Raw genomic sequence first — 22,459 nt, forward strand, 5'->3', positions numbered from 1 at the left:
AGGATTTAGGGTACTGCAATTGGCAGGATTAACCGTGTAAAGGATAAGGAAATGAAATTAAGTACAAGCATATTTGCAACCAGTTTGGTTGCATCCGCTATCTGCGCTTCCCATGTTTTTGCAAATGATATAAATGACAGCGATGTCAAAAGGCTGCATGTCTTGGCAGAGCAAGTCGCATCACAAAGCGTCAGTGGGTCGTATACTTTTGCTATCAACTGTCATACTAACCCCAGCTTACTGAAACGTGCCGTTGAGCAAGTAAGTTGGCCTGTCGATGAAATTACCTTTGCTATTCAAGGACAATGTCAGGGCCCAATTAAGATCACGAGACGTGGTATCACCATTACTGGGTCTGATAATACCCAAGATGTTATCACTGCGGCGCTAAGCGGCGTACAGCCGACCATATTAGTGGAGTCTGGCTCGGCTAAGCTCAATAACTTAGGGCTTGTCAGTACCGCTCAGCAAAGTAGCGTAACGGTGACGGCGCAGGGAATGGCAAGATTGGATAATGTCGCGACTCAAGTGCAAGGCACTGAGCCTGAATACCACTATATCGTGACAGATAATAGTAATCTTTACTTAAGTAATCTAAACCAAGTCAAAGTGAAAATAGCAGGGGGCGCTTTTGCTGAATTTGTAGCCGGAAATCAGGCGATGACAGCATATGTGTTTGACACCGCCAATGCTAGAAGTACCCAAGGGAACCAGTTCGACGCAGTACAAGTTGCTGGAAATGGCTACTTTTTAGCAGATGGGCAGTCGCATATAAATCTATTGATGATCTGGAGTAAAGGCGCCGCCGAAATCGACCAGCAAAGTAGTGTTGGTGAACTGATGATGGGCGGCCAAACCTTGTTTGCTGCTTATAGAAACTCGACCTTGTCAGGGCCTTACAGCTTCTTTGGGAACGTGGTTTTTGAGTTGGAGCACTCCTCTGCGACAAATTGGGTAACGCAAGAAAGGCCGCACTCACTGTTTTCTGGTAATAATGCCGTCGTGAATGGCGAACTATTTCCAAGTTGGAGTTGGCAAGGACAGGCACCACAACCTGAGTAACCTGAGCTTCAAAACAATGAGTTAGCGTATTTCTTATTCAAACCTCAGGTTGAGTAATTTATGCTACTACGCCGCTTGGTATTATGCTTTACTACTAAGCGGCAACGATTAATCTAAAGGTAGAAGAATAAGATGGATCATCAACAAGTACATGACTACTTGCTTGCAAAACCCTATACCAGCGTAAGTCAACCTTTTGGTGAAGGCGTTGATGTATATAAAGTGAAAGACAAAATGTTCGCGACGTTGGCGCTTGGTAAAATGGGCAAAGAAGATGACGAGCATCCCCATTGGCGCGTAAATCTCAAATGCGATCCTGATGAAGCGCAAGCGCTGCGAGACATTTTTAGTGCGGTGTTACCGGGTTACCACATGAATAAAAAGCTGTGGAACACGGTGGTGCTCGATGGCTCCATTCCTACAGGAGAACTTGAGCGGATGATGGATAACTCATTTCGCCTTGTAGTCGAAAAAATGCCGAAAAAGCAGCAGGGGATTATCCTTGCGCAGCATCAATAGACGCACAAACGACTTGGTACACGGCGTTCACTTTAGGCTCTGTGAGCGCTTGATTTGCCACAACAAAATGTACGGGGAGCGAAAAGTCTAGCAAACTCGACAAGGCAACTTCTGCTCCTTGATCTGCAATGGCGTTGGCTTCAATAAAACTCACGCCGAGCCCTGCCTTAACTAAAGCCAAGCGGGAGCGCTCATCCGCAGCATTAATATTTACCGCGTTTACTTCGCTTAGCTGTTGATCAAGTTGCTTATCAAAAGGGCAGCCTTTTCCCATACGTATCCACGTCATCTGTGCCAATTCGGCTTTATGTGATGGCGTAGGCCAAGATGCAGGATAAGCGGTGGTAACTGCAACTTCTGTGAGCGGTACAGCACTAAAATGTGCAGGTACTTCGCCATAAATAACCCCACCATCAAGTAGCCCATCACTGAGTTTGTCGACGATGACACCACTTGAGAGTAATTCCAGCGAAAAAGAAAGACTTGGAAAGTGCTGGTTGAGGGTTTTTATTAGTGTGCCAAGTTCGCTCGAGGTGCCAATAGGGTGGTTCAAGCCAAGTCTGAACTCGCCTGTGAGCAGTGTTTTGGCTTGCGCTGCGGTGTGCATTAAATCATTTGCACTTGCAAGCGTTAACTTAGCTTTGTCTAGCAAGATCTTACCTTGCTCTGTGAGCTGCATCCCTTTGCTAGAACGATGAAACAATACGGTATTGAGTTCCTCCTCAAGCGCTTTGATATGGGCGCTGATAGCAGGTGGTGTGGTGTACAGTCGTTTCGCTGCTGCTGTTAGATTTTGGGCCTCTGCAACCGCAACAAACGACCTTAAATGGTAAAACTCCATTGCACTAAACTCAATCACGTATTGAATACCACCAGTTTAAATGAGCTTGCTGTGATTGCCTATTCTGAAATGATGAACATCGCCTTCAAAAAATATGAATTCATTAACGCCTATCAAGTGCGTAACGTAGTTGATCTCGGGTGAGGTTAAAAAACAATGAGCTAGCTCATTCCTTATCCAAACCTCAGGTTAAATAATTATCCGCAGCTCAGATTATTTAGGACCCAAGGTATTTAAATAGGAGTTAAAAGATGAAAGTAGAAGTATCACAGTATTTTGCAATGAAGCTGGCTTGCGAAACGGATTGTGCTGATGTTTATCAGGCGATGTTAACGGGGCAGCAGGATTTTGTGCTATTTGATGTCAGGTCGAATGAAGCCTTTGCCAAAAGTCATGCTCAAGGCGCAGTTAATATGCCAAGCGCAGACATAAGCGAACTGACGATGGCAAAGTATGACAAGGTCACGCCAATCGTGGTTTATTGTTGGGGTCCTGGGTGTAATGGCGCAACAAAGGCCGCCTATAAGCTTGTAAAAATGGGCTATCAAGTAAAAGAGATGATAGGTGGAATTCATTACTGGGAGGATTTTGAGCGTTATCCCGTTAATCGCCGAGTGTCTCAGGCACAAAGTTGATGTAGGTGCATTTTTCTTTATCTCGTGATTATACTGTTATTCATTCACGGCACATTTATCAATGTGTAAAGTGAGTGAATAACGATAATAACAAGGGAAATATCATGTCGAAATTATTGTACTGCGCCATCTTTTGCTCGTCGTTGCTAAGTCAGACATCCTTCGCCACTGACTCGGCCCAACATCAAGTTCAACAAGTTGCACATAACCTCTTACCTAAAGTGCAGTTGGAAGGCCAAAAATATAAACCTGTAGATTTGCAGACGCGTCTTCAAGAAACGCATTTGCCGGGCTTAAGCCTTGCCGTGATCAAAGATGGTAAAGTGGTGTGGGCTGAGGGGTTTGGCATTGCAGATAAAAAGCAAAATCGAAAAGTGACCACTGAAACACTGTTTCAGGCAGGGTCAATTAGTAAGCCCGTTGCAGCGCTTGCGGTATTAAAGTTAGCACAAGACGGTAAAGTCGATTTAGATGCTGACGTTAATCAATATCTCACCTCTTGGAAAGTACCAACAAACGAATTTACCAAAGCCAATCCTGTTACTTTGAGACAGTTAATGACTCATACCTCGGGGCTCACTCAACATGGCTTTCCGGGCTACGTGCGTGGTAGTAAAATTCCAACCGATGTTGAAGTCTTAATGGGTAAAGGCAATACCGACTTAGTGACGGTTGACACTTTGCCAGGTAAAGCTTGGCGCTATTCTGGCGGTGGTTACACGGTAATGGAATTGCTCGTGGCAGATGTGACAAAAATGCCATTTGAAGAGTATGTCCAACAGGCAATTTTAACTCCGTTGGGTATGCACAATAGTACCTATGCGCAACCACTACCAAAAACGCTATGGTCAAAAGCCAGTGCTGCGTTTGACGATAAAGGCGAGCAAGTCGAGGGGGACTGGCATGTTTATCCAGAACAAGCCGCTGCTGGTCTTTGGACCACTCCGGTGGATCTTGCTAAATATATTATGGCCGTACAACAAGCGTATGCCGGCAATACCGTGGGGCCCATCACGCCAGAGCTGGCGAAGCAAATGCTTGAAGTTCATCATGACGTATGGGGTTTGGGACCAGAGCTTGAACAGCGTGAGCAAGGACTTATTTTCACCCATGGTGGTAAAAATAAAGGCTTTAGCAACCGTTTTGAAGCATATGTAGAAAAAGGCGAGGGTATGGTGTTGATGTCCAATGGCGACTCAGCGAGTACCGTATTTGGTGAGCTTCGCATTGCCATCAGCGAACATTACGGCTGGGATTTTCTACGCAGTAAAAAAATAACAGCGATTACATTATCTGAGGCACGTGCAAAGCAATTGGAAGGTCTGTATGCTTATGAGAAAGATCATCAGTTTAAAATGAAAATCACCCGAGAGGGGACGCGATTTAACGTCTTAGATATGGCCCGCGATAACCTGATGGCATTCGTTGCCACAGAGGAAGACACCCTGATTGAGCTTGAAGGGGGCGCAGATGTCACCATTGAAACGAATGACAAAGGTGAGATCACTGCGGTGATTTGGCGTGGCCTATATCGTTTTGAGCGGATTTAATCGGAAGCTTCACTTCAACGAGTAGTCTGTCTCTGGTATTGGTATAAAATACATCTAGCGTTTATGTACCGTTTTGACTGGTTAGATAGCAGCCAAAGAACAGGTGTCCAGCGGGGGGGCAGCCCTTCCTGGCAACCTTGCAATCGAGTTGGTATTGAGTAACACGGCGACAGTTTACTCTATTTTCTGGTGCTCTATGGATTGCTGCCTTATGTGCTCAACCAACTGCGGAAAAAAGGTTTGAAATCCAGATTCAAGCTGGTGGTAGTGCTCTTTTATATCCACTTCAGTGCCTGAAAATTGGTTTTGAAAACGAATACGTTTTGCGATGTTATCGAGCGCATGACCCACACCAGTTACGGATTCATAGGTGGCAAACCAATCATTTTGTGTCATTGCGCTAACGACTCGTTGCATGTGCGCAGGCATGATGTGCAAGTTATCGTGCAGCAATGAAAAGCTCTGACGTTTAAAGTCATCAAGCGAGGTGCTGTGATATTGCTGCCAGTGCTTAATCAAAAAGTGGTCATATAACACATCCAGTGCAATGCCTGCAAAGCGGCGACGCGCGGGCGAAAAAAGTTGTTTAGCAGATTTTGTTATCGTGTGGCTATCAGTAAATTTATCGACTTGCATATGTGTTTGTAGACCAAGTTGCACAGGTTTGGGCAGTACTTGTATATTCACGCCTTTTTGAAAGTCACCGAGCAAGTTGCCAAAGTGCGATGCGGCAGTTGGTTTGGCAAAGTACAAATGCGCCAAATAATTCACAGAAACATCCCCCCCAATAATTCACTCTAAAACAGAGTATCGCATTTGTCCGCACATACAAATACCAGCATATATGAATAACCATTTAATTCAGGAAGGAGAAACATAGCTTAGGCTATGCTTGTCTCCATTACTCAGAACATCAGGGGAAGTGTGATGGCGCTAACGGCTGAATTGAAGCAAAAGACCAAGCGATTAGTAGAATCAAAAAATATGCTCAAAGGGATCACGGTTGCCTCTTTTTTAGAGTCAACCATCGTGCCTATTCCGCTTGAAGCTGTGATGGTGCCGCTAATGCAGGCAAGGCGAGAAAAACTATGGCTAATTGCGCTAATGGCGACGGTTGGATGTGTGATTGGTGCCTTATTTGGTTATGCGTTGGGTTACTATTTATTTGATGCAGTGGGGGATTCCGCTATTGAGCTGCTGTCGAGCCAGTCTCAGTTTGAGCAAGTGAAAGCGCAGATGCAAAGTCAGGGATTTTGGTTTGTGTTGACCTTAGGTATTGCGCCAGTACCTTTTCAGATTGCCATGTTAGCAGCTGGCGCCACAAAGTTTTCACTATTACAATTTCTAATTGCAACCTGTATTGCCCGTTCACTACGTTATTTTGGCTTGGCGGCGGTCGTTTACTTTGCTGGTGATCAGGCTGAAAAGCTAATTAAACAACATAAAATAAAAGCCGTTATTCTCACAACGGCAATTGTGTTGCTCGCATGGTGGATAACTAGTCGCTAGTAGGGCCTAGTATTTTCTATACAAAAATTTTGATTCATTTTGTGAGCGTGCAAAAGCGAGTAAATCATCGCTCAGTGTTAGTGGCTCTGACACCAGCATTTGATACTGTTGATAAAAGTTATTAGGGGCTCCGGCGCGCTCAAATAATGCGAGGGCTGCTTTACCTTGCCGAGCATACTCTCTGTAATCTTTGGACTTATTCAGCAGTTGAATATAAGCAAGGTAAAAAGGCTCAAACTCAGCATGTCTTGCAGAGCCTGTATGCTTTAACATGAGATCAATGTTATACAGCAGCTCGCTTTGGTGCTGCATTGTCTCTATTAATTTATTTTGATCTTGGCGGATCATTGAGGCTACTACTCGTTCTTCAAAGTTATTCAGTTGCTCTGTCACTGTGTGATGAAGCTGTATAAATTGCTCCGCATGTATGGTACTTAATTGCTGCTGAAGGTTGCGCAAAAGCAAACTCTCCTGCTTACCTAGTTGTTCAATTTGAGATTCAGCCTCCGTCAGTACAGTTTGGTACACTGCATTGTGCTTTTTACCTTCAGTAATAGCAGCAATCTGCTTTCGAATTGCTTGAATATGAGCGTTGATCAGCGACAATTTCTGATTGACGTCGATTATGTTCCATTTACTAGGAGGTTGGTTAAAGAAGCTCGTGAGTGCAATTTCATGCCGGTTTGGCGCAGAATGTAACTTTACCAATGTATCAATCAGCTCCGTCAGAGGATAGTCGGCAGATAAGGTGCGCAGCAACGTATCCGCTTGTAGTGAATTGTTAAGTGCTTTTGATTGCGCGGCTTTTATCTGAGCCGTAACGATATCAGCGTTTTCATAAGCAATTTGTGCGTCTAGTAGTAAAGCTGAGGCATTTTGTGTTTCTTGATATAAGCTTTGCCATGTGGCGCTGTCGTATTCACTGAGTGTCTTGAGCGCCTGTGCTTGTGCTTCTATGTCTCTTTGCTGTTGAGCTTGTGTGAGTGCTTGCTCGGTTTTTGTTATTTCGACCGGTGTACAAGCCACAAGTGTTGCGAAACAGAGAGTAGGGAATAGTTGCTTCATATCGTTATTGTTTTGTATTCCTTTTGTCTAACGTTAGCATCATCACTGCAATGGGGCAATATTCCTATATTGGGTATACATTTCGATATTTGTCCACACTTGCATTGTTCAATGGTTGTCTGATCTGCATTTTGCTGGCTGTCGCTGAGTAATAACCCTGCTTATAAAAGTGAAGTGCATTGTCTTGCCAATCCAACTCGAGAAATTGACAGACTTCTCTCATCACAGCCTGAGGCATTTCTACCAGCGATTCATAATTCACAAATTTAATTTGAGTCGGATGTTTTTGTGCGGCATCTTGCAAAAACGCATAAGTATTATCATACATAGCTTGAATATCTTGCATCCGGTATGAGTAGCCATGAAAGGGGCTATTCGTTTGATATAATTGACGGAAGTTTGCGATACAAGTATCTGTTCTGTCTCGTTTCATCACGACAAATTTCGCGCGTGGAAACGCCTTTGCAAGCAAATCGATAAAGAAAAAATGAAATGGTTGTTTGTCTACAAAACGTTGAGCACCAGCAACGGACTGCGCGGTGAAGAGACGGTATTGCCCAATGGCGTTAGCCTCTTTATAGGCGTGGCTGATATATTGAATATTACTGTCGTAGTCACGAGAAAACCTAAGTGCTTGGGGCAATACACTGGTTTCTCCCAGCGGTTGTAGCGACAATTGCGCTAAGATCTGCTCCATTAAACTGGTGCCTGAGCGTGGTAGCCCAATGATAAATACAGGTGCAAGCGTTTGCTCTGGAGCAAAATCAATAGGCTTGTCTAGAAGTTTGCCAAGTGCTTGAAAATAGCCAGTCATTTGTTTAGATGAATAGGAAACCTCGGTACTTATCGCTTGTTTACTGGCCACAAAGCTTTGCCATGCCTTGGGATAATTTTCCTGCTTTTCGTATTCGAGCGCCTGCGCATGGTAAAGCCGTTGTAATGCAAGAGGTGCAGTTTGCGCTGTTATTTCAGTTGCTAACTGAGTGATGCGAGTCGGTGCTAATTCTACAGGAGTAAGCTCTGAGTAGGCTAACTGGCACTTTGCATTACTTGGGTTTGCTTGCACTAAAGAGGCAAGCAGCGTCCGCGCTTGTGCTAATTCACCAGACATCTTTAAATGCATTGCATAGTTGATCGCGATTTCAGGACAGTGTGGTGAGCGTGTATAGGCATGGTTAAAATGCCAACCAGCGTCAGTATATTGGTTTAATCTCAGTAAGATATTTGCGAGAGTATCGTGCTCTGACCCCGACAATTGTGTGTTACCTAGTAAATGCAGAATATAGCGCTTTGCCACTAATGGTGCTTGGGTAAAAAGCGCAAGTTTGGCAGCACTTAGGGAGTAAAGTGCGCAGGGAAATAAACTTAGGCATTTGTCGTAAATTTTTAGCGCTTTGCTGAGGTTACCGAGAGCGATATTCAATTCGGCCAATAAGGCGTAAGCGTGATGATCGTTGGCATTGGTACTGATGCGAGCGACTAATGCGTGATGCGCCGCTTGAAATTGATGCTGTTGAATATAGCTTTGGATCTGATTGTATGATGTCATCGCAACGTGAAGAGAGTGAAGGTAGCTTCACTCTCTATTTTAGTTTTTTGCTGATTATAACTCAAACTGGTAGTTAAGCTTGACCCCAACGGTACGAGGTGTTGTGACATAGTGTCCGTACACACGCTGCTGCTCTGGCAAGGCTTTGTTTAACGCCGCGAATTTAGCTTCACCAGCCCAAGACTTGTCGCGTCTTACCGAGGTGAAAGCAAATTTGTCAAACAGGTTGTCGACATAAAAAGTGACGGCCCATTGCTCGCTTGAAAGCTTCGCACTGAGGTTAGACAAGGCAAAGCCTGGTAATACCTCTCCGTCCGCTTTGAGTCCGACTTTCGTGTATACGTCACTCTGCGCGGTTACTCCATAATTAACGTTAAGCATTTTGTCGTCGAACACTTCCTGCTCGTAGCTTAAACCGAATGAAAACTGCTGTTTTGGGGCGCCAGGTAGGCGGTCGCCATCTGTACCGTCATAGTACGGCTGGTAAAGCGCGATTTCTTCAGCGCTATAGTCACCTTCTTTGAATACCGCAAACAGGGCCGGTGCATCATCAGTTAGCTGTGCTTTTGCATAAGAATAGGTTGCATACACCGTCCACTGGTCGTTCAACATAGCCCGGGTTGACAACTCAATCCCACTAGAGTTTGCAGATCCAGCATTAGAGGTAATGATCTCTTGGCCGTTTACCGTCACAGATGAGATCTGTGCATCTTCCCAATCAACACTGAATAATGCGGCATTAAAATGTAGCTTGTTATTCAGCCATGTAGATTTTAATCCCAGCTCATAGTTAGTGGTGGTATCTGGTTTATAGCTAAGCTCATGCGGCAGTGCACAGATGATTTGTTGCTCAGGTAGTGTTTCTGGACAGGACTCCAAACCGTTGCCACCGCCTAACCTAAATCCTTCACTGACAGTGAAGTACGTCAGCAGTCCATCTTGCCAAGTGTAATTGGCATTAAACTTAAACAAACTACCATTGTCTTTGGCACTGACTTGTTCAAATGAAATTTGTTCGAGGCTTGGCAGGCCCCCAGAATAGAGCGGGGTTTCAGCCGCTGACTCAGTTTTAACATCATAGCGATAGAAACGAGCGCCCACTGTGATATTAAAATCATCTGAAAATGCGTAGCCGATTTCGCCAAACAATGCAGACTCTTTGCTGGTGGCATTGGTAAGTGCAATATACTCAAGGTCTTGCTCAACATTGTCGATTTCATCGCCCCAAAACGCCGTGAGTCCTGGCGTGTACTCTCTATCGTCCGAGCTAATTTCTTGTTTACTGTAGTATACCCCAGCAATCCAATTTAGCGCGTCATCCCCTTTAGAAACTAAACGGATCTCTTGGGTAAAAGTGTCTTGATCTGTGGTGTCTTTGGTCAATGCGGTGAAACTAGGAAAATCCGCATAACCCGGCCAAATATCATAAAGTAGATCGGTTTGATCTCGTTGGCCTTGTTGTTCTTTACTTGACCAACCGGATGCCGAAACTAAATCAGCAAACTCTAAATCGGCGTTGATTTCAAGGCTAAGCAGGTCGTCTTCTTGTTCGTTAGGTTCAAGCACGCGATAGGCTGACTCGTATGGTTTGATCGTATCGGCAAGCGGGTGCTGTGCTGCAAGGCTTTGATATTGTGAAATTGAGTTAGCGCCATTTTCTTGCTTCTGGTGAAAATAGTTCAGCGTGGTATCGATATTCTCACTCACCAACCAACGTAGAGAAACCCGTGTGGTCGTAATGGTCTCATCATTTGCATCCGCAACTGCGTTGATGTTTGCTTTTACGTCCTCAGCATTGGACCAATCAGGATCTGGGTTTGAAACGCCAGCTTGCTTAACCACATAACTGTAATCCATAAAGCCGGGGTTGTGATAGCGGTTAATACTTGCACGAACGGCTAATTCATCCATCACTACAGGCATATTGAAGACAGCACCCACTTCATGACCATGGCTGTCACTATCATTGATACTGAATAAATCACCACTTAGTTTACCCTCAATAACGTCAAGCACTGGCGCTTTAAGCATGGTTCTAATCGCACCACCTAGCGTGCCTGCGCCGTAAAGCGTACCTTGTGGGCCAATCAAGACTTCAACACGTTCGATATCGGTTAGTCGCAAATCCACATTGATTGGGATTTCGCCGAGGTAAGTTGCCACGGTTCCCGAGTCAGAGGCACGTTCTGACGAATTAGTATTCAAACCACGAACAATAATAGGTGAACCTTCACGGCCACCTTGTTCTGTGATTGTCAAACCTGGGACCCATCTTGCTACGTCTTCAAGGTCGCCAATATTTTGGTCGCTCATTACATCGCTGTCGACGGCGGTAATGTTTAATGGCGCTTCTTGAACTGTGCCTGCGCGTCGAGTTGCTGTTACTTGAATTCGCTCAATTGACTTTTCTTGAGCCTTACTTTCTTCTGCTTGTGATTGATTAACAACAAAAAAACTCGAACTAACAGCTAGTGCGACTAAGCTTGGATGGAGCTTACTCATAAATGGTGGAACCTCAAATTTAGAATTAAACGTGACGAAATTTCAATATTTATAAATGGGTAAGTATGCAGGTAGCACATTTTAGTCCCGAGTTTAGAGAAAATTTCATACAGCTGGCGGTAAATAGACGGGCAATACTTTGTATTTACTTTAGGTAATTTAACCACCCTGAAACTGCGGCGCATGCTAACATGCTTATTCGTATTTTGTGAATAATTATTTTGATTTTTTGAATGGTTATTTCTTTATGGAAGACGGCTATTTGCGAAAATTTTTAAATAGCTTAGAGTATTAGCTCCGTATACTTCTTTTATACATCGATAATATTAAGGAAAAACAATGAAAAAGCTGATGTTTGCATTGTTGGCATCTTGTACGTTACTCGGTTGCTCTGACAGTGAAGTTGGTGATGTATCTCTTGGTCTATTTACGCTCAAAGATATAAAACTAGACTCTATGGTTGACCCTGTTGTAACGGGCGTGACCTGCCATGTCGCGAGTGTTGAAGATAACTTGAGTTTTTCAGATCCTAGCGATAGCTCTATTTCTTGTCGTCAAACGAGCGAAATAACACCGGCAATGCTAGCAAATATAGACAAAAGCGATTCTGGTGAAGTGGTGTTCAAAAAATCAAAAAGTGTGTTTTTTAAAGCAATGAAAGTGAGAAGGATCTTTGATGCAAAAAACCAAACTTTAATGTACTTAGCCTATACCACCAAGGAAACCTCTGGCAGTTTTAAGCATAGCTTATCAACTGTGCCACTATGGGGAACTCAGGCTTATCAAGGCGATAAAACCAATTAACTCGAATGTTCGCTAGCACATAAACCCACACGCTTCGATAATTGCATTTAATGAGTTTTTTTTGTTTGAATTAAACCTTTTTGCTCACGATTTCGACTAAGCTTAATAGTGATAAGTTTAGGAGAAATCGTGATGTTAAAAACACGCTTTTTAGGGAAAACGGTCAATATTGCATTTGCAGTGATGACTGTATTGTTTGTTATTTTAACGTTAACAACTGATGCACATAGCATCTCATCTCAAGCTGCTCAGGTTGAGATGTTTAGCCAAGACGAGGTAATCTCTGAATCCAAATCTAAGTAAATTTGGGCCGTGATTTATCTTGTTTTGCTGATTAATGTCATTCGAAACGATGAAAATATAATATAAATATTGCGCTCGGCTCAGTCTCTGTCGCGCGTGGTGTTAAGTGCATAAATTTGCATGAATTTTTTATGACATACATTCATGCTTCACTTACGCGCTGTATAGTGTATAAACTCTAAACCGCCATCTCTGACGCTTCTCATTAATAGTCTTAGCTAGGCTGCCAGCAAAATTGTAATTAATTTGTTGCGTTCTCCTCAGTCTGCATTAGCTTTAATTAGGGACTAAGAAAAAAGCAGCGCAGTTTGCAATCGGATATTTGCAAGTTTCTGTTTTAAAAAAACTCGAATTTTAGCTGACGCACTCGCTATTCGTCTGACTAAAACGCTTACAAACAAGGAAGAAATATGGCACGCCAATTTGATAACTTTTATAGTCATGGGGCAATTAGCTTTAGTGACTTTGTTAATTGTGTTTCTAGCTTATATACAGGTCCAGCTTGCTTGGATGACAGTACATTGAGGCTGCTAGCTGAAATGTTGTATCGGCTATCGCAAAATAAGCAATTTCTCGCGGCACGAGTTGCGGGTAGTAGTAATTACCAACATCATGCGCGAGGGATGGTGGACAATGATGATCTATATGTACTTTATGAAAATAAACGACCATTTTTTAAAGTATGTGCACAGATTTGGCATCCAACGCCAAAGCGGGGAACTCAGCGCTGCTTTATTCCACAAGTGCGGGACTACAATTTTACGGCATTGACGACCTGTTATTTTGGCCCCGGTTGTGGCAGCAAGCTCTATCAATATGAATATAGAAAGGACTTACAGCAAGGCGACCACTGTGATTTGCAGTTTGGGCAGTTTTATCAATTTACCCCTGAATCTGTACTCTTTACCGAAGCATCGAGAGATGTGATAGCCCAAGCTTTACCCAAAAGTTTGAGTATCACCATCAGCTTACAGTTAGAGCAAAGGCCACATGCTTGCTTTGTGTTTGACAAGTCATCTGGTCGCGTGCAGCGCGTTATCGTTGAGTTACCGTCGCAATGCGCTAATACGCCAAAGCCCCTAGTGCTCGAAAGCTAAGCTAGTTTGTTGGAAAAAGCTCGGAAAAGTCAATTAATTCGCAATTTTCCGTCTTTTATAGCTGTAACAAAAACGCAAATATGTTACTTGTAGTTGCATCTATGAGAATAGCGTGAGCACTTTATTGCAGTCTCATATTCTTAATAAAGTGCTTATATCCATTTGCTTTTTCAAATTGGTATGACTATTCCATCAGCAGCCAGATCTGCACTGGTATTTTAGCTTTGACAACAACCTTAATGGAGCGGCGTAATAATGAATAAAATAAGCTTGGTAGCACTCTCTGTTGTGCTAGGTTTGAGCGGATGTGCTCAAGACAAGCCAACAACAGAAACTATATCTGTTGCTAAAACCACTGAATCAACTCTCTCTCGTGCAGAAATCGACAAAGTCGTAGAACAGTACACCAAGCAGTTTATTAACCACGAACCCGCACTTGCCACTTCGCTCAAATTATCAAGCAGTGAATATGGTCACTACGCCAATAGACTGCCAGATTACTCGGTTGTCGGTATGCAGGCGCTACAGGTGGATATGAACGCAGCCGCAGATAAATTAAAACAATTACAATCGGGCGTGGCGAACTCTGATGACTTGTTGCACCTTAAAGTAAATGAAGTTATTGCCCGTTATTATGCCGGCGATAAAGGCTTCTCAGCAGGTTATATTGATACTTGGGGCGGACACCTGCCATACATTGTTAACCAGTTGTCTGGCCCATTGTTGGATATTCCTAATGTGCTAAAAGATCAGCATGGAATTGAAAGTGAGCAAGATGCAAAAGACTATGTTGCGCGCCTAAATGCCTTTGTTGAAGTCACGAAGCAAGTTGCAAGCAAGGTAAAAGCGGATGCCAATAAAGGCGTAATTTTACCAAAAGTATTATTTCCAAACACGCTAGGTTATTTAGATAACTTCACGGCGCCAAGTGGTACAGAACATCCTTTGGTTGCGTCGTTTAAAGATAAACTTGCGAATATTGATGGTATTACGGATAAAGCCGCCGCTGATTATGTTGCACAGGCAACACAAATAGTTGAGCAAAAGCTTTATCCTGAGTTTAAAAATGTGTCTGCGATTATGCACGCTCTAGAGAGCAAAGCGCCTGAAAATGTCGGTATTTGGGCCCAACCAAATGGCGAATCTTTCTACCAGCATGAAATCACCTATTTGGCAGATTCTGATATGAGCGCGGAAGAGATCCACCAAATTGGCCTTGCTGAGGTGGAGCGTATTTCAAAGCGTATGGACGAAATCCTTAAGCAAAATGGCTATTCACAAGGCACAGTTGGTGACCGGATGAAGCAGCTTAATGAAGAGTCGAGATTTTTATATGCAGATTCTGACGAAGGTCGTGAAGCGTTATTATCGTTCTTGCGTGGTGAAATAAGGACAATTTTACAAAAAGCGCCAGATTATTTTTCTACAATTCCACCGCAACCTGTTGAAGTTAAACGTATACCAAAGGCCGTGGAAGCAGGTGCGCCAGGTGGTTACTACAACGGTCCATCGCTTGATGGCAGTCGCCCAGGGGTATTTTCAATCAACCTAAAAGACATGAAAGCAGTACCAAGCTTTGGGATGAAAACCTTAACGTATCATGAGGCGGTTCCTGGTCACCACTTCCAAATTGCGCTTAATATGTTGCAAACAGAAATCGGTTTGATGCGTCAAAATGCCTCATTTAATGGTTATGTTGAGGGCTGGGCGCTGTATTCAGAGCTATTGGCATACGAAATGGGGATGTATAAGGACGACCCATTTGGAGACTTAGGTCGTCTGCAAGCTGAGGCATATCGTGCGGCTCGATTGGTGGTTGATACGGGCCTACATTATAAAAAGTGGACACGCGACCAAGCGATCACGTATTTTGCTGATGCAACTGGTACGGCGATGAGCGATGTGGTATCGGCTATCGACCGTTATATCGCTTGGCCAGGACAAGCGCTTGGTTATAAGTTAGGTATGCTTAAATTGGTTGAACTTAGAGAGCATGCTAAACAGCAACTGGGCGATAAGTTTGATATTAAAGCATTCCACGACGTGGTGTTGCTAAAGGGCGCAAGGCCAATGGCGCTTGTTGAAGAAGATATCAAGACTTGGATTAATTCTCTGAAGTCGTAAATACACTTTTCGGCTTGAAGTCAGTGAACGATGCTGGCTTCAAGTTGACGTTATTTAAAAAACCTTATAACACTCGTTCATACTAACCGTACTTAAACTCACTATCATAATTTGCAATTCGGCTTTGCCACGGCATTTTCAATAATTTCTTTGCTGCGATGTATATCTTTCTTTTTCAGCTCAAGTCCTGCTTCATCTTCATTTTTGATCGGTTGATAAGCGAGTTTTGCATAAAGCGCAAAGTGATCTGACCCTATGTTGTTGAGCCTTTTAATATCGATCACTGTGAAATGGTGACTCGAAAACAAATGATCCAGCGGCCAACGTGCAAACGGGTACTGTGCATGAAAAGTGTTAAACATGCCTCGGCCAACTCTCGGATCAAGAAGCCCACTTATTTTCCTAAATAACCTCGTGGTTGGTGACCAAGCAACATCATTGAGATCGCCAGTGACAATGGTGGGCAGAGGCTCATTTATGACGCGTTTGGCGACAACCACCAATTCCGCATCTCGCTCAATGGCCGTTTCGTTTTCGGTGGGGCTTGGCGGTGCCGGATGCAAAAAATGGGTTTGGATCACGATATGGGGAGCTATCCTGAGTTTTGCATGTATCGAAGGTACGCCTTCTTCAACGATATACTCACATTTTGCCTCGTCTAGCGGGTAGCGAGAATAAACGTGCATGCCGTATAAATTGGATTGTGGACATTTAACGCTGTAGGGCAGTATGTCCAACAATGAGTCTAATTGTTGCTCCCATATCTCATCACTTTCTAACGTGACTAAAATATCAGGTTGATGTACCCGGACTTGCTCCAGCAGCAAATTAAACTGCCGATTGGTTTGCAGTACATTGGCGGTGATCAAACTAATTGTGTGAGTATTGGTTGTCGCTTTTTTTACCTCGACAGGCCAAAGCGGGGTGTAGGGTAAAATCCACCACAGTTGAAAACTTAAACAACCTAATAGAGAAATGGCAGCAAGCGCGGCTACACTTTGAAGATTAAGATAGAAAATGGACAGCAGTAGCGTAAATGCGGTAATAACAACGAGCTGAAGCCGCGGGAACTCCATTGCTCTCACACTCCAATGCGGATGTTTAGCAAGTGGCAATAGCGTAGCTAGTAGGATAAAACCACACAGCGCGACGATAACCCAAGTCATGAAATTCCTCAGCAAATAGATGAATTTAAGAAGTATATTTCATGTTAGCTGAAATCGCTGTGAATAGCATCGGGTCTAGGCGCTTGCCTAAACCCGATACTCGTCAGGGATATCTATACCAAATAAGTCGAGATTAGTTTTGGTACGGAGTGTTTTCCGCAAAATATTCATGGCTGTCAGCATTTTGAATTGCTTGACTTGGATTTGAATTTGCTAAGTTTTTCGCACCAGATTGGCCATAAACGATGTCATCTGTACCTGCAACGGCATTAAAGTGGCTTAGCTCATGAACAATCGTGCCCGCACGTGAATCCGTACCTAGCTCATTTGCGCTCCAAAATGCGCGACATAGATATACTTTGTATGGTTGATTTGGGTATACATAAGCAAAGTATGATTTGTTACAACTACAGTCAAAAGTGAGATCTTGGTTGTCGATTGCATCATTGATTGCGTTGAAGTTAGATTTCACGGTTGCATAGCGGCTGCTTGTCGCTGCGCCAAACCAAGTTTGATAACGCGTAGACGGGTTGCTCGCTGAGTGGCTATTTAAGTAAGCAACAGAGTCATTAGTAATTTGGTCCGCAGCATTCAGTGCTGACAAAATACTGGTTTTTTCACTGTTACTACAACGACCTGTAAAACAAGTGCCATCAGTACAGTCTGCTGCACCAGCGACTGGTTTTGCGTTAACTTGGAGGTTACCTTTGCTTAATGCTACACCTTCAAGCCAAAGATTGACCGAATTTGAACTGAGTTCTGCTACATCGGCACGCATCATCGATTGCTGCCCCATCGTTCTTGTAGTCATGCTTGGGATTTCTTTTTTACCGAAAAGGTCAAATGATTCAACATCATAACTAATTTCGTAGTTACCTGGCTGGCTAAGATCATAAAGGCCCGAAAGCTCAAATGATTTAGTGAGCGTTTCGCCAGACTTTAGCTTGATAAAGTCAGCTTCGGTAGGAGCTGGGCGTTTGTAGTGAGGGCCAAAGAAATTAACTTCTTTACCATCACGCGTAATTTTAAAAATATGCTCTTCTTCGAGATCTGTATACCAGCTTAAGATTTTTTGGTTACCTTTACCCTGATTGGTGATGTTTAGCGTCGCAATAACATCGCCATTGCTTTTTGTGTCGACATCAACGCTTACCGCTAGGTCTTTATTCATTGCTTGAGCATTCAGTGATGCGGTTACGGCTGCTGCGAGTAACCCGGTAGATAGTGTGCGTGATAGTAGCTTCATTATTTCTTCCTGTTGAGGTTGCTACAGTCTCTCGGCTGGCAGGTACAAAACCAGTTGTGAGGACTGAGTTTACTTGTTGTCATTTCGTTATTTTTAAAGGTGAATTCACTCTTCACTTTTAATTAACAATAATATATTCGATGTTTCAAGCAGAATTTTCACAATAGAGCTAAAAAGTTTACATTAAAAAATTACCAATAATTTCAAATAACTGTAATGTTATTGAAAAGTATGGATAAATTTAATACAAAACTGAGGAAAGGAAAGTTGTGAATTTATTGTTTCATTCACATTGATTTACATTGTGGTGTTTGAAATGGTATTCCAACAGAAGCTGGAGTGGCACTGATGTTATCTAGCAAACCATTATCAGTGCCAAACTGGGTATTAGATTTCGGTAATGATATCGTCGATAGCAAGGCGAGATTTAGGCAATTTAGCATTAAAATCACCTTCGTCTCGATAGCCCAATGCGACAATGGCAAGGGCATCAAAGCCTTGCTCAGTTAACCCAAGTTCATTGCTGAGAATTTCAGCGTCAAAACCCTCAATGGGTACAGAGTCTATACCGAGTAGTGCAGTGCTTAGCAAAAATTGCCCAAGATTTAAGTAAACTTGCTTGCCAGTCCATGCTTTGATTGCTTCATCGCTGGTTTGATTTAAGCCGACAAAATAGCGACGGCCATTATTCATTTGTGCTTCTACTTCAGAGCCTTTTTCAAATCGGCCGTCGGCACTTTCTTTGGCAAGCACTTTATCTAAATGTGCATCATCTATATTTTGTTTTGCAGCAAATACAACAACATGTGATGCGTTAAGTACTTTGGCTTCATTAAATTTGTAATTCTCTTGTGTGCTTTTAGCCACCTGAGTTTTGCCTGTCTCAGTACTTGCGATGACGAAATGCCATGGCTGAACGTTGGTACTAGATGGGCTCAGCCTTAGTACTTGCTTAAGTAGCTCAATATCTGAATCACTAATTTTTTTATTAGGATCAAAGGCTTTTGTGGAATAACGATTGTGAATTGCATCGCGTAATGTGTACATAACAGACTCCTAAAATTGCTTTCAAGAGATAATAGGGTTTTACATAATCAATAAAAAGATGATAATGAGTTAAATAGTTTCAAAAATTTTTTGAAAATGAATACACAAGATTTAATCGTCGTGATGAAAACGGCTCAGCTTGGCAATATTAGTGCGGCGGCTGCGCAGTTAGATATGCAAGTTGCCACGGCGAGCGCTGCGATAAAGCGAGTGGAAAAGCACCTTGGCTTTCAACTTTTTGTGCGTTCTACGCGTAGCTTAAGGCTATCAAAGCAAGGTGAAACCTATTTGCCAATTTGCGAGCAGGCACTTGCGCTTTTGGCTGATGGCAAAAAGCAGGTGCTCGATAACGACAACGAAATTGACGGTGAGCTAAGGTTAACCGCTCCGTCAGATTTTGGCCGTAATATTCTCCTTCCTTGGCTAGACGAATTACTTGATGAATACCCCAAACTTGCCCTGAAGCTTATTCTTAATGATCACAATCTCGACTTTTATCGTGACGGTGTTGATATCGCGCTGCGCTATGGTGCGCCTGAAGACAGTAGCTTCTACGGCTTTAAAATTTGTGATGTGCCATTACTGCTTTGTGCCTCTACGGAATACTTAGAAAAACAAGGCACGCCAAAGGATCACGAGGAATTAAGCGAGCACCAAGGGCTATTCTTTTTGATCAGAGGCAGTAAGTTTGATACGTGGAAACTGACGAAAAATGAGCAAACTTACAAAGTGGTGCTTAAAGGGCGTAGAACCAGTAATGATGCGGATGTGGTAAAGCGCTGGTGTGCGCAAGGAGCGGGTATTTCATTGCGATCCGCGATAGACGTAGCAGACCAAATAGAACAAGGTGTGGTGCAAAGTATATTAAATGACTATCGCGTTGAATGTAAGCCGCTGTGGTTGATCTGCCCGTCAAAGCAAATGATCAACCCAAGTGTGAGAGTGCTGCGCGATAAACTAAGAAAGTACTGCCAAGCGCTTGTAGAAAAGGCCGAGCGGTATAAATAGCTCTAGGATTTGGCAGAGTCCGTATTTTTTAGCTTGTCGGGTAAGTGGGTTGGATAACCAAACAGCGCCAACCATTTGCCTTTTAAAGTGTTTGCTTGTGAAAAGCGGTGGAACATATGACGCCACTGAGCAAAGTTAACATCTAAAGGGGTCTGCTTTGGTGCCGCACCTCTTATTCCATAACAAATTGGTATGTCTTCACGCTCCTCGATAAAGGTGCCAAAAAGCTTATCCCAAATGATCAGCACCCCGGCAAAGTTTTTATCTATATAGTCAGGATTACTGGCGTGATGGACTCTGTGGTGGGAAGGCGTATTAAAAATTCGCTCTACCATCCCTAATCGATTAACCGTTTGTGTATGAACAAAAAATTGAAAAGCTAAGTTGATTGCGACGATGGTAAATACCAAGGTCGGGGTAAATCCAAGAAGTATCATAGGCAGCCAGAACAGCCACATACCGACAATTGGGTATAGCAAGCTTTGGCGAAATGCAGTGGTAAAGTTCATGTTGTTAGAACTGTGATGGACCACATGTGCACTCCAAAGCCAGTGAATACAATGTGATGCGCGGTGAAACCAGTAATACAAAAAATCTTGCAAGATAAACCCAAAGAGCAAAGTGAAGGTATTTAATTCGATTGTGAATAAGGCAAATTGATGGAGCCAGTAAAAGAGCGGCATCAGTACAAGTAAAGCCAACGCGTCGCTGCCTTGATGTAGCAACGCAAGTAGGGCATTGAGTAATGAATCTCGCCAATCATAGTGTTCGTGGTGCTTGATATACTCCCAGACAACACAAAGTAAAAAGACGGGACTGAGTGCCAGTAAAATTAGCGATACATCAATCATATATAGCTCCTTCTTTAGCCATAGTTTTGGTACTTTATATGCACTAGCGTAACGGGTTAGCCATTGACAATCCTGCCAAACTGCGCCAACAATTTGTCCAAATACGACAAAAGGAACTGCAATGCACTCCACTTCGTTTGTATATTTTTATAGTGCGTGGGTCTATCTTCATGATTATTTTACCGATGACAAGAGACTGCAAGGCGAGTTTGCTGAGCTGGTAGCGTCACGGCCTGAACGTGTAACACTCGTTGAGTACGAGCGGTTGCTTGAGGTAGGGCAGGAGTTAAGCGGCGATCCCTTAATTGGTTTTGAACTGGGTAAAGCCATTCAGTTGCATGACTATGGGGCGCTTGGCTACTTGGTCGAAACCAGTAAAGACTTGCAGCAGGCTATAGCCTCATTATTGCATTACGACGCAATTGTCGCCGATATTGGCCTCGCCGTATTCACAAGTGATAGTGACAATGCCAAGTTAACTTGGCAACCAAAAACCCCGCTGGGTAAGCAAGCCATTTTGCGTAATATGACCGCTTGGGTGAGCGCTGCAAGGCAGCTTTTGCGTTCAACTTTATCGCCTAACCAACTCCAGCTTAGCTTTAGCGTGTGTGGCCTAGAATTACAGCGTTTGCAAAGTTGGTTTGGCTGCCCCGTATCACAAAACTGCCCTGAAAATACGCTGTCGTTTCCGTTAGATTTTCTTACCATGCCAGTCGCTACCGTCGACAGCCTAATGCACGAACATATTGAGCAAGCGGTTGCCAAAAGCGTATCAGCGCTTTGTGATAATCATGATTTAAAAACGCGTGTTGCCAATTTACTGGCGGCAAAGCACTCACTGACTGGAGTCAACCAAGCAAGTATGGCTAAGGCATTAAACATGAGTGTGCGTTCGATGCAGCGTAAGCTAAAAGCACAACACACCAGCTTTAGAACCTTACTCGACCAAGAGCGAAAGCATAGATTTGAACAACTCATCGACAACACCAGATTGCTCGATATTGTAGACGCACTCGGTTTTACAGAGCAAAGTGCGCTCAATAAAGTTTGTTTAAAATGGTATGGGAAGCCACCGTCAAAGCTAAAGTGAAGAACCGAAGGTAGGTAAGTTTTGGTTTGTTAGTCAAATTCCCAGCTTCGGTGCAAATATGTAGTGGGAATACTATAGTGGGCGTCATCGATTCCTCAATTCTTAATTATTTGAATAATAAATTAACAAATCCTATAAATAGCAATAGGTATATGGTGGTTATTATTAATAATGTTTTAGATCTAAATAAAGATGAGAGAAAAGAAAATTCAACTTGGTGTTGTGCTAAATTTTTAAAGAAATTTTTAGGGTTTGTTTTTTTCATTATATTTATCCTTCTCGTTTAGATTTAAGTGTTTTTGGAATTAAACCTTTTCCTCTAATTGGTTGTATTAAAAAATAAAAGTTAAAACCTATAATTAGTAAAAATAAACTAATGGTTATCAAGTTTAAGGTTTTGTGTGTGGCTGGTAAAGTTAAAGATAACTTTTTGATGGAAAAAGAAAAAACGGAATTGGTAGGGTTTTAATCATGTTTTTACTCGAAATTAA

The 22,459-nt window shown here is 43.0% G+C and carries 20 protein-coding genes; 11 read left to right on the forward strand and 9 right to left on the reverse strand.

The window, feature by feature from the left end:
- Positions 1-51: 51 nt before the first annotated feature.
- Both DS891_RS12065 and DS891_RS12070 read left to right on the forward strand, forming a co-directional pair.
- The gene (locus DS891_RS12065) at positions 52-1,062 is read left to right on the forward strand and encodes a hypothetical protein (protein ID WP_174169915.1); all 1,011 of its coding nucleotides are present in this window, start codon (positions 52-54) and stop codon (positions 1,060-1,062) included.
- Between the two features lie 132 nt (positions 1,063-1,194).
- Positions 1,195-1,581, forward strand: a complete 387-nt coding sequence (locus DS891_RS12070; protein ID WP_010606232.1) for an MmcQ/YjbR family DNA-binding protein — start codon at positions 1,195-1,197, stop codon at positions 1,579-1,581.
- On the opposite strand, the gene DS891_RS12075 is transcribed toward DS891_RS12070, so the two are convergent.
- A complete protein-coding gene (locus DS891_RS12075; RefSeq protein WP_174169916.1) occupies positions 1,559-2,440 on the reverse strand; it encodes a LysR family transcriptional regulator in 882 nt (293 codons plus the stop codon). The two genes, DS891_RS12070 and DS891_RS12075, sit on opposite strands and share 23 nt — an antisense overlap.
- 233 nt (positions 2,441-2,673) lie before the next feature.
- Here DS891_RS12075 and DS891_RS12080 point away from each other — a divergent pair, with 233 nt between their 5' ends.
- Both DS891_RS12080 and DS891_RS12085 read left to right on the forward strand, forming a co-directional pair.
- The gene (locus DS891_RS12080; protein WP_174169917.1) at positions 2,674-3,057 is read left to right on the forward strand and encodes a rhodanese-like domain-containing protein; all 384 of its coding nucleotides are present in this window, start codon (positions 2,674-2,676) and stop codon (positions 3,055-3,057) included.
- 104 nt (positions 3,058-3,161) lie between these two features.
- Positions 3,162-4,607: a serine hydrolase gene (locus tag DS891_RS12085; protein ID WP_174169918.1), complete on the forward strand. Its 1,446-nt coding sequence runs from the start codon at positions 3,162-3,164 to the stop codon at positions 4,605-4,607.
- A 174-nt stretch (positions 4,608-4,781) separates the two neighbouring features.
- Here the strand turns inward: DS891_RS12085 and DS891_RS12090 are convergent, their stop codons facing one another.
- Entirely contained in the window at positions 4,782-5,378 is a 597-nt protein-coding gene (locus tag DS891_RS12090; RefSeq protein ID WP_174169919.1) for an ACP phosphodiesterase, read from the reverse strand.
- A 156-nt stretch (positions 5,379-5,534) separates the two neighbouring features.
- Here DS891_RS12090 and DS891_RS12095 point away from each other — a divergent pair, with 156 nt between their 5' ends.
- Entirely contained in the window at positions 5,535-6,116 is a 582-nt protein-coding gene (locus DS891_RS12095) for a YqaA family protein (RefSeq protein WP_102057285.1), read from the forward strand.
- A gap of 6 nt (positions 6,117-6,122) precedes the next feature.
- Here DS891_RS12095 and DS891_RS12100 read toward each other — a convergent pair whose 3' ends face one another.
- From DS891_RS12100 to DS891_RS12110, 3 genes are all read right to left on the reverse strand, one after another.
- Positions 6,123-7,181 carry a hypothetical protein gene (locus DS891_RS12100; protein ID WP_174169920.1) on the reverse strand — a complete coding sequence of 353 codons (1,059 nt, stop codon included), beginning with the start codon at positions 7,179-7,181 and terminating at the stop codon, positions 6,123-6,125.
- 64 nt (positions 7,182-7,245) lie between these two features.
- On the reverse strand, positions 7,246-8,730 hold the full coding sequence (locus tag DS891_RS12105; RefSeq protein WP_174169921.1) for a sulfotransferase: 1,485 nt from the start codon (positions 8,728-8,730) through the stop codon (positions 7,246-7,248).
- 54 nt (positions 8,731-8,784) lie between these two features.
- On the reverse strand, positions 8,785-11,232 hold the full coding sequence (locus tag DS891_RS12110; RefSeq protein ID WP_174169922.1) for a TonB-dependent receptor: 2,448 nt from the start codon (positions 11,230-11,232) through the stop codon (positions 8,785-8,787).
- 339 nt (positions 11,233-11,571) lie between these two features.
- Between DS891_RS12110 and DS891_RS12115 the strand changes: the two genes are divergently transcribed.
- The 4 genes from DS891_RS12115 (at position 11,572) to DS891_RS12130 (ending at position 15,560) form a co-directional block, all read left to right on the forward strand.
- Complete coding sequence (locus tag DS891_RS12115; RefSeq protein ID WP_010606241.1) at positions 11,572-12,036, forward strand: CreA family protein; 465 nt, start codon at positions 11,572-11,574, stop codon at positions 12,034-12,036.
- Between the two features lie 129 nt (positions 12,037-12,165).
- A complete protein-coding gene (locus DS891_RS12120) occupies positions 12,166-12,339 on the forward strand; it encodes a hypothetical protein (protein ID WP_157782802.1) in 174 nt (57 codons plus the stop codon).
- Positions 12,340-12,749: 410 nt separating this feature from the next.
- Positions 12,750-13,436, forward strand: a complete 687-nt coding sequence (locus DS891_RS12125) for a transposase (RefSeq protein ID WP_102057280.1) — start codon at positions 12,750-12,752, stop codon at positions 13,434-13,436.
- 255 nt (positions 13,437-13,691) lie between these two features.
- Positions 13,692-15,560: a DUF885 family protein gene (locus DS891_RS12130; RefSeq protein WP_174169923.1), complete on the forward strand. Its 1,869-nt coding sequence runs from the start codon at positions 13,692-13,694 to the stop codon at positions 15,558-15,560.
- A 104-nt stretch (positions 15,561-15,664) separates the two neighbouring features.
- Here the strand turns inward: DS891_RS12130 and DS891_RS12135 are convergent, their stop codons facing one another.
- From DS891_RS12135 to nfsB, 3 genes are all read right to left on the reverse strand, one after another.
- Positions 15,665-16,726 (reverse strand): endonuclease/exonuclease/phosphatase family protein, encoded by a 1,062-nt coding sequence (locus tag DS891_RS12135; protein WP_174169924.1) that lies wholly within the window; start codon positions 16,724-16,726, stop codon positions 15,665-15,667.
- Positions 16,727-16,859: 133 nt separating this feature from the next.
- Positions 16,860-17,972: a M35 family metallo-endopeptidase gene (locus DS891_RS12140; RefSeq protein ID WP_010606245.1), complete on the reverse strand. Its 1,113-nt coding sequence runs from the start codon at positions 17,970-17,972 to the stop codon at positions 16,860-16,862.
- A gap of 387 nt (positions 17,973-18,359) precedes the next feature.
- Complete coding sequence (nfsB, locus tag DS891_RS12145; protein WP_174169925.1) at positions 18,360-19,019, reverse strand: oxygen-insensitive NAD(P)H nitroreductase; 660 nt, start codon at positions 19,017-19,019, stop codon at positions 18,360-18,362.
- Positions 19,020-19,115: 96 nt separating this feature from the next.
- Between nfsB and DS891_RS12150 the strand changes: the two genes are divergently transcribed.
- Positions 19,116-20,027, forward strand: a complete 912-nt coding sequence (locus DS891_RS12150; RefSeq protein ID WP_174169926.1) for a LysR family transcriptional regulator — start codon at positions 19,116-19,118, stop codon at positions 20,025-20,027.
- A 2-nt stretch (positions 20,028-20,029) separates the two neighbouring features.
- Here DS891_RS12150 and DS891_RS12155 read toward each other — a convergent pair whose 3' ends face one another.
- Positions 20,030-20,878, reverse strand: coding sequence for a sterol desaturase family protein (locus DS891_RS12155; RefSeq protein WP_174169927.1), 849 nt, complete (start codon positions 20,876-20,878; stop codon positions 20,030-20,032).
- A gap of 121 nt (positions 20,879-20,999) precedes the next feature.
- On the opposite strand from DS891_RS12155, the gene DS891_RS12160 reads away from it, so the two are divergent.
- Complete coding sequence (locus DS891_RS12160; protein WP_174169928.1) at positions 21,000-21,968, forward strand: AraC family transcriptional regulator; 969 nt, start codon at positions 21,000-21,002, stop codon at positions 21,966-21,968.
- The last annotated feature ends 491 nt before the right edge of the window (positions 21,969-22,459 follow it).

It is taken from the genome of Pseudoalteromonas sp. JC28 (genome assembly GCF_013319255.1).
In the GTDB taxonomy this organism is placed as follows: domain Bacteria; phylum Pseudomonadota; class Gammaproteobacteria; order Enterobacterales; family Alteromonadaceae; genus Pseudoalteromonas.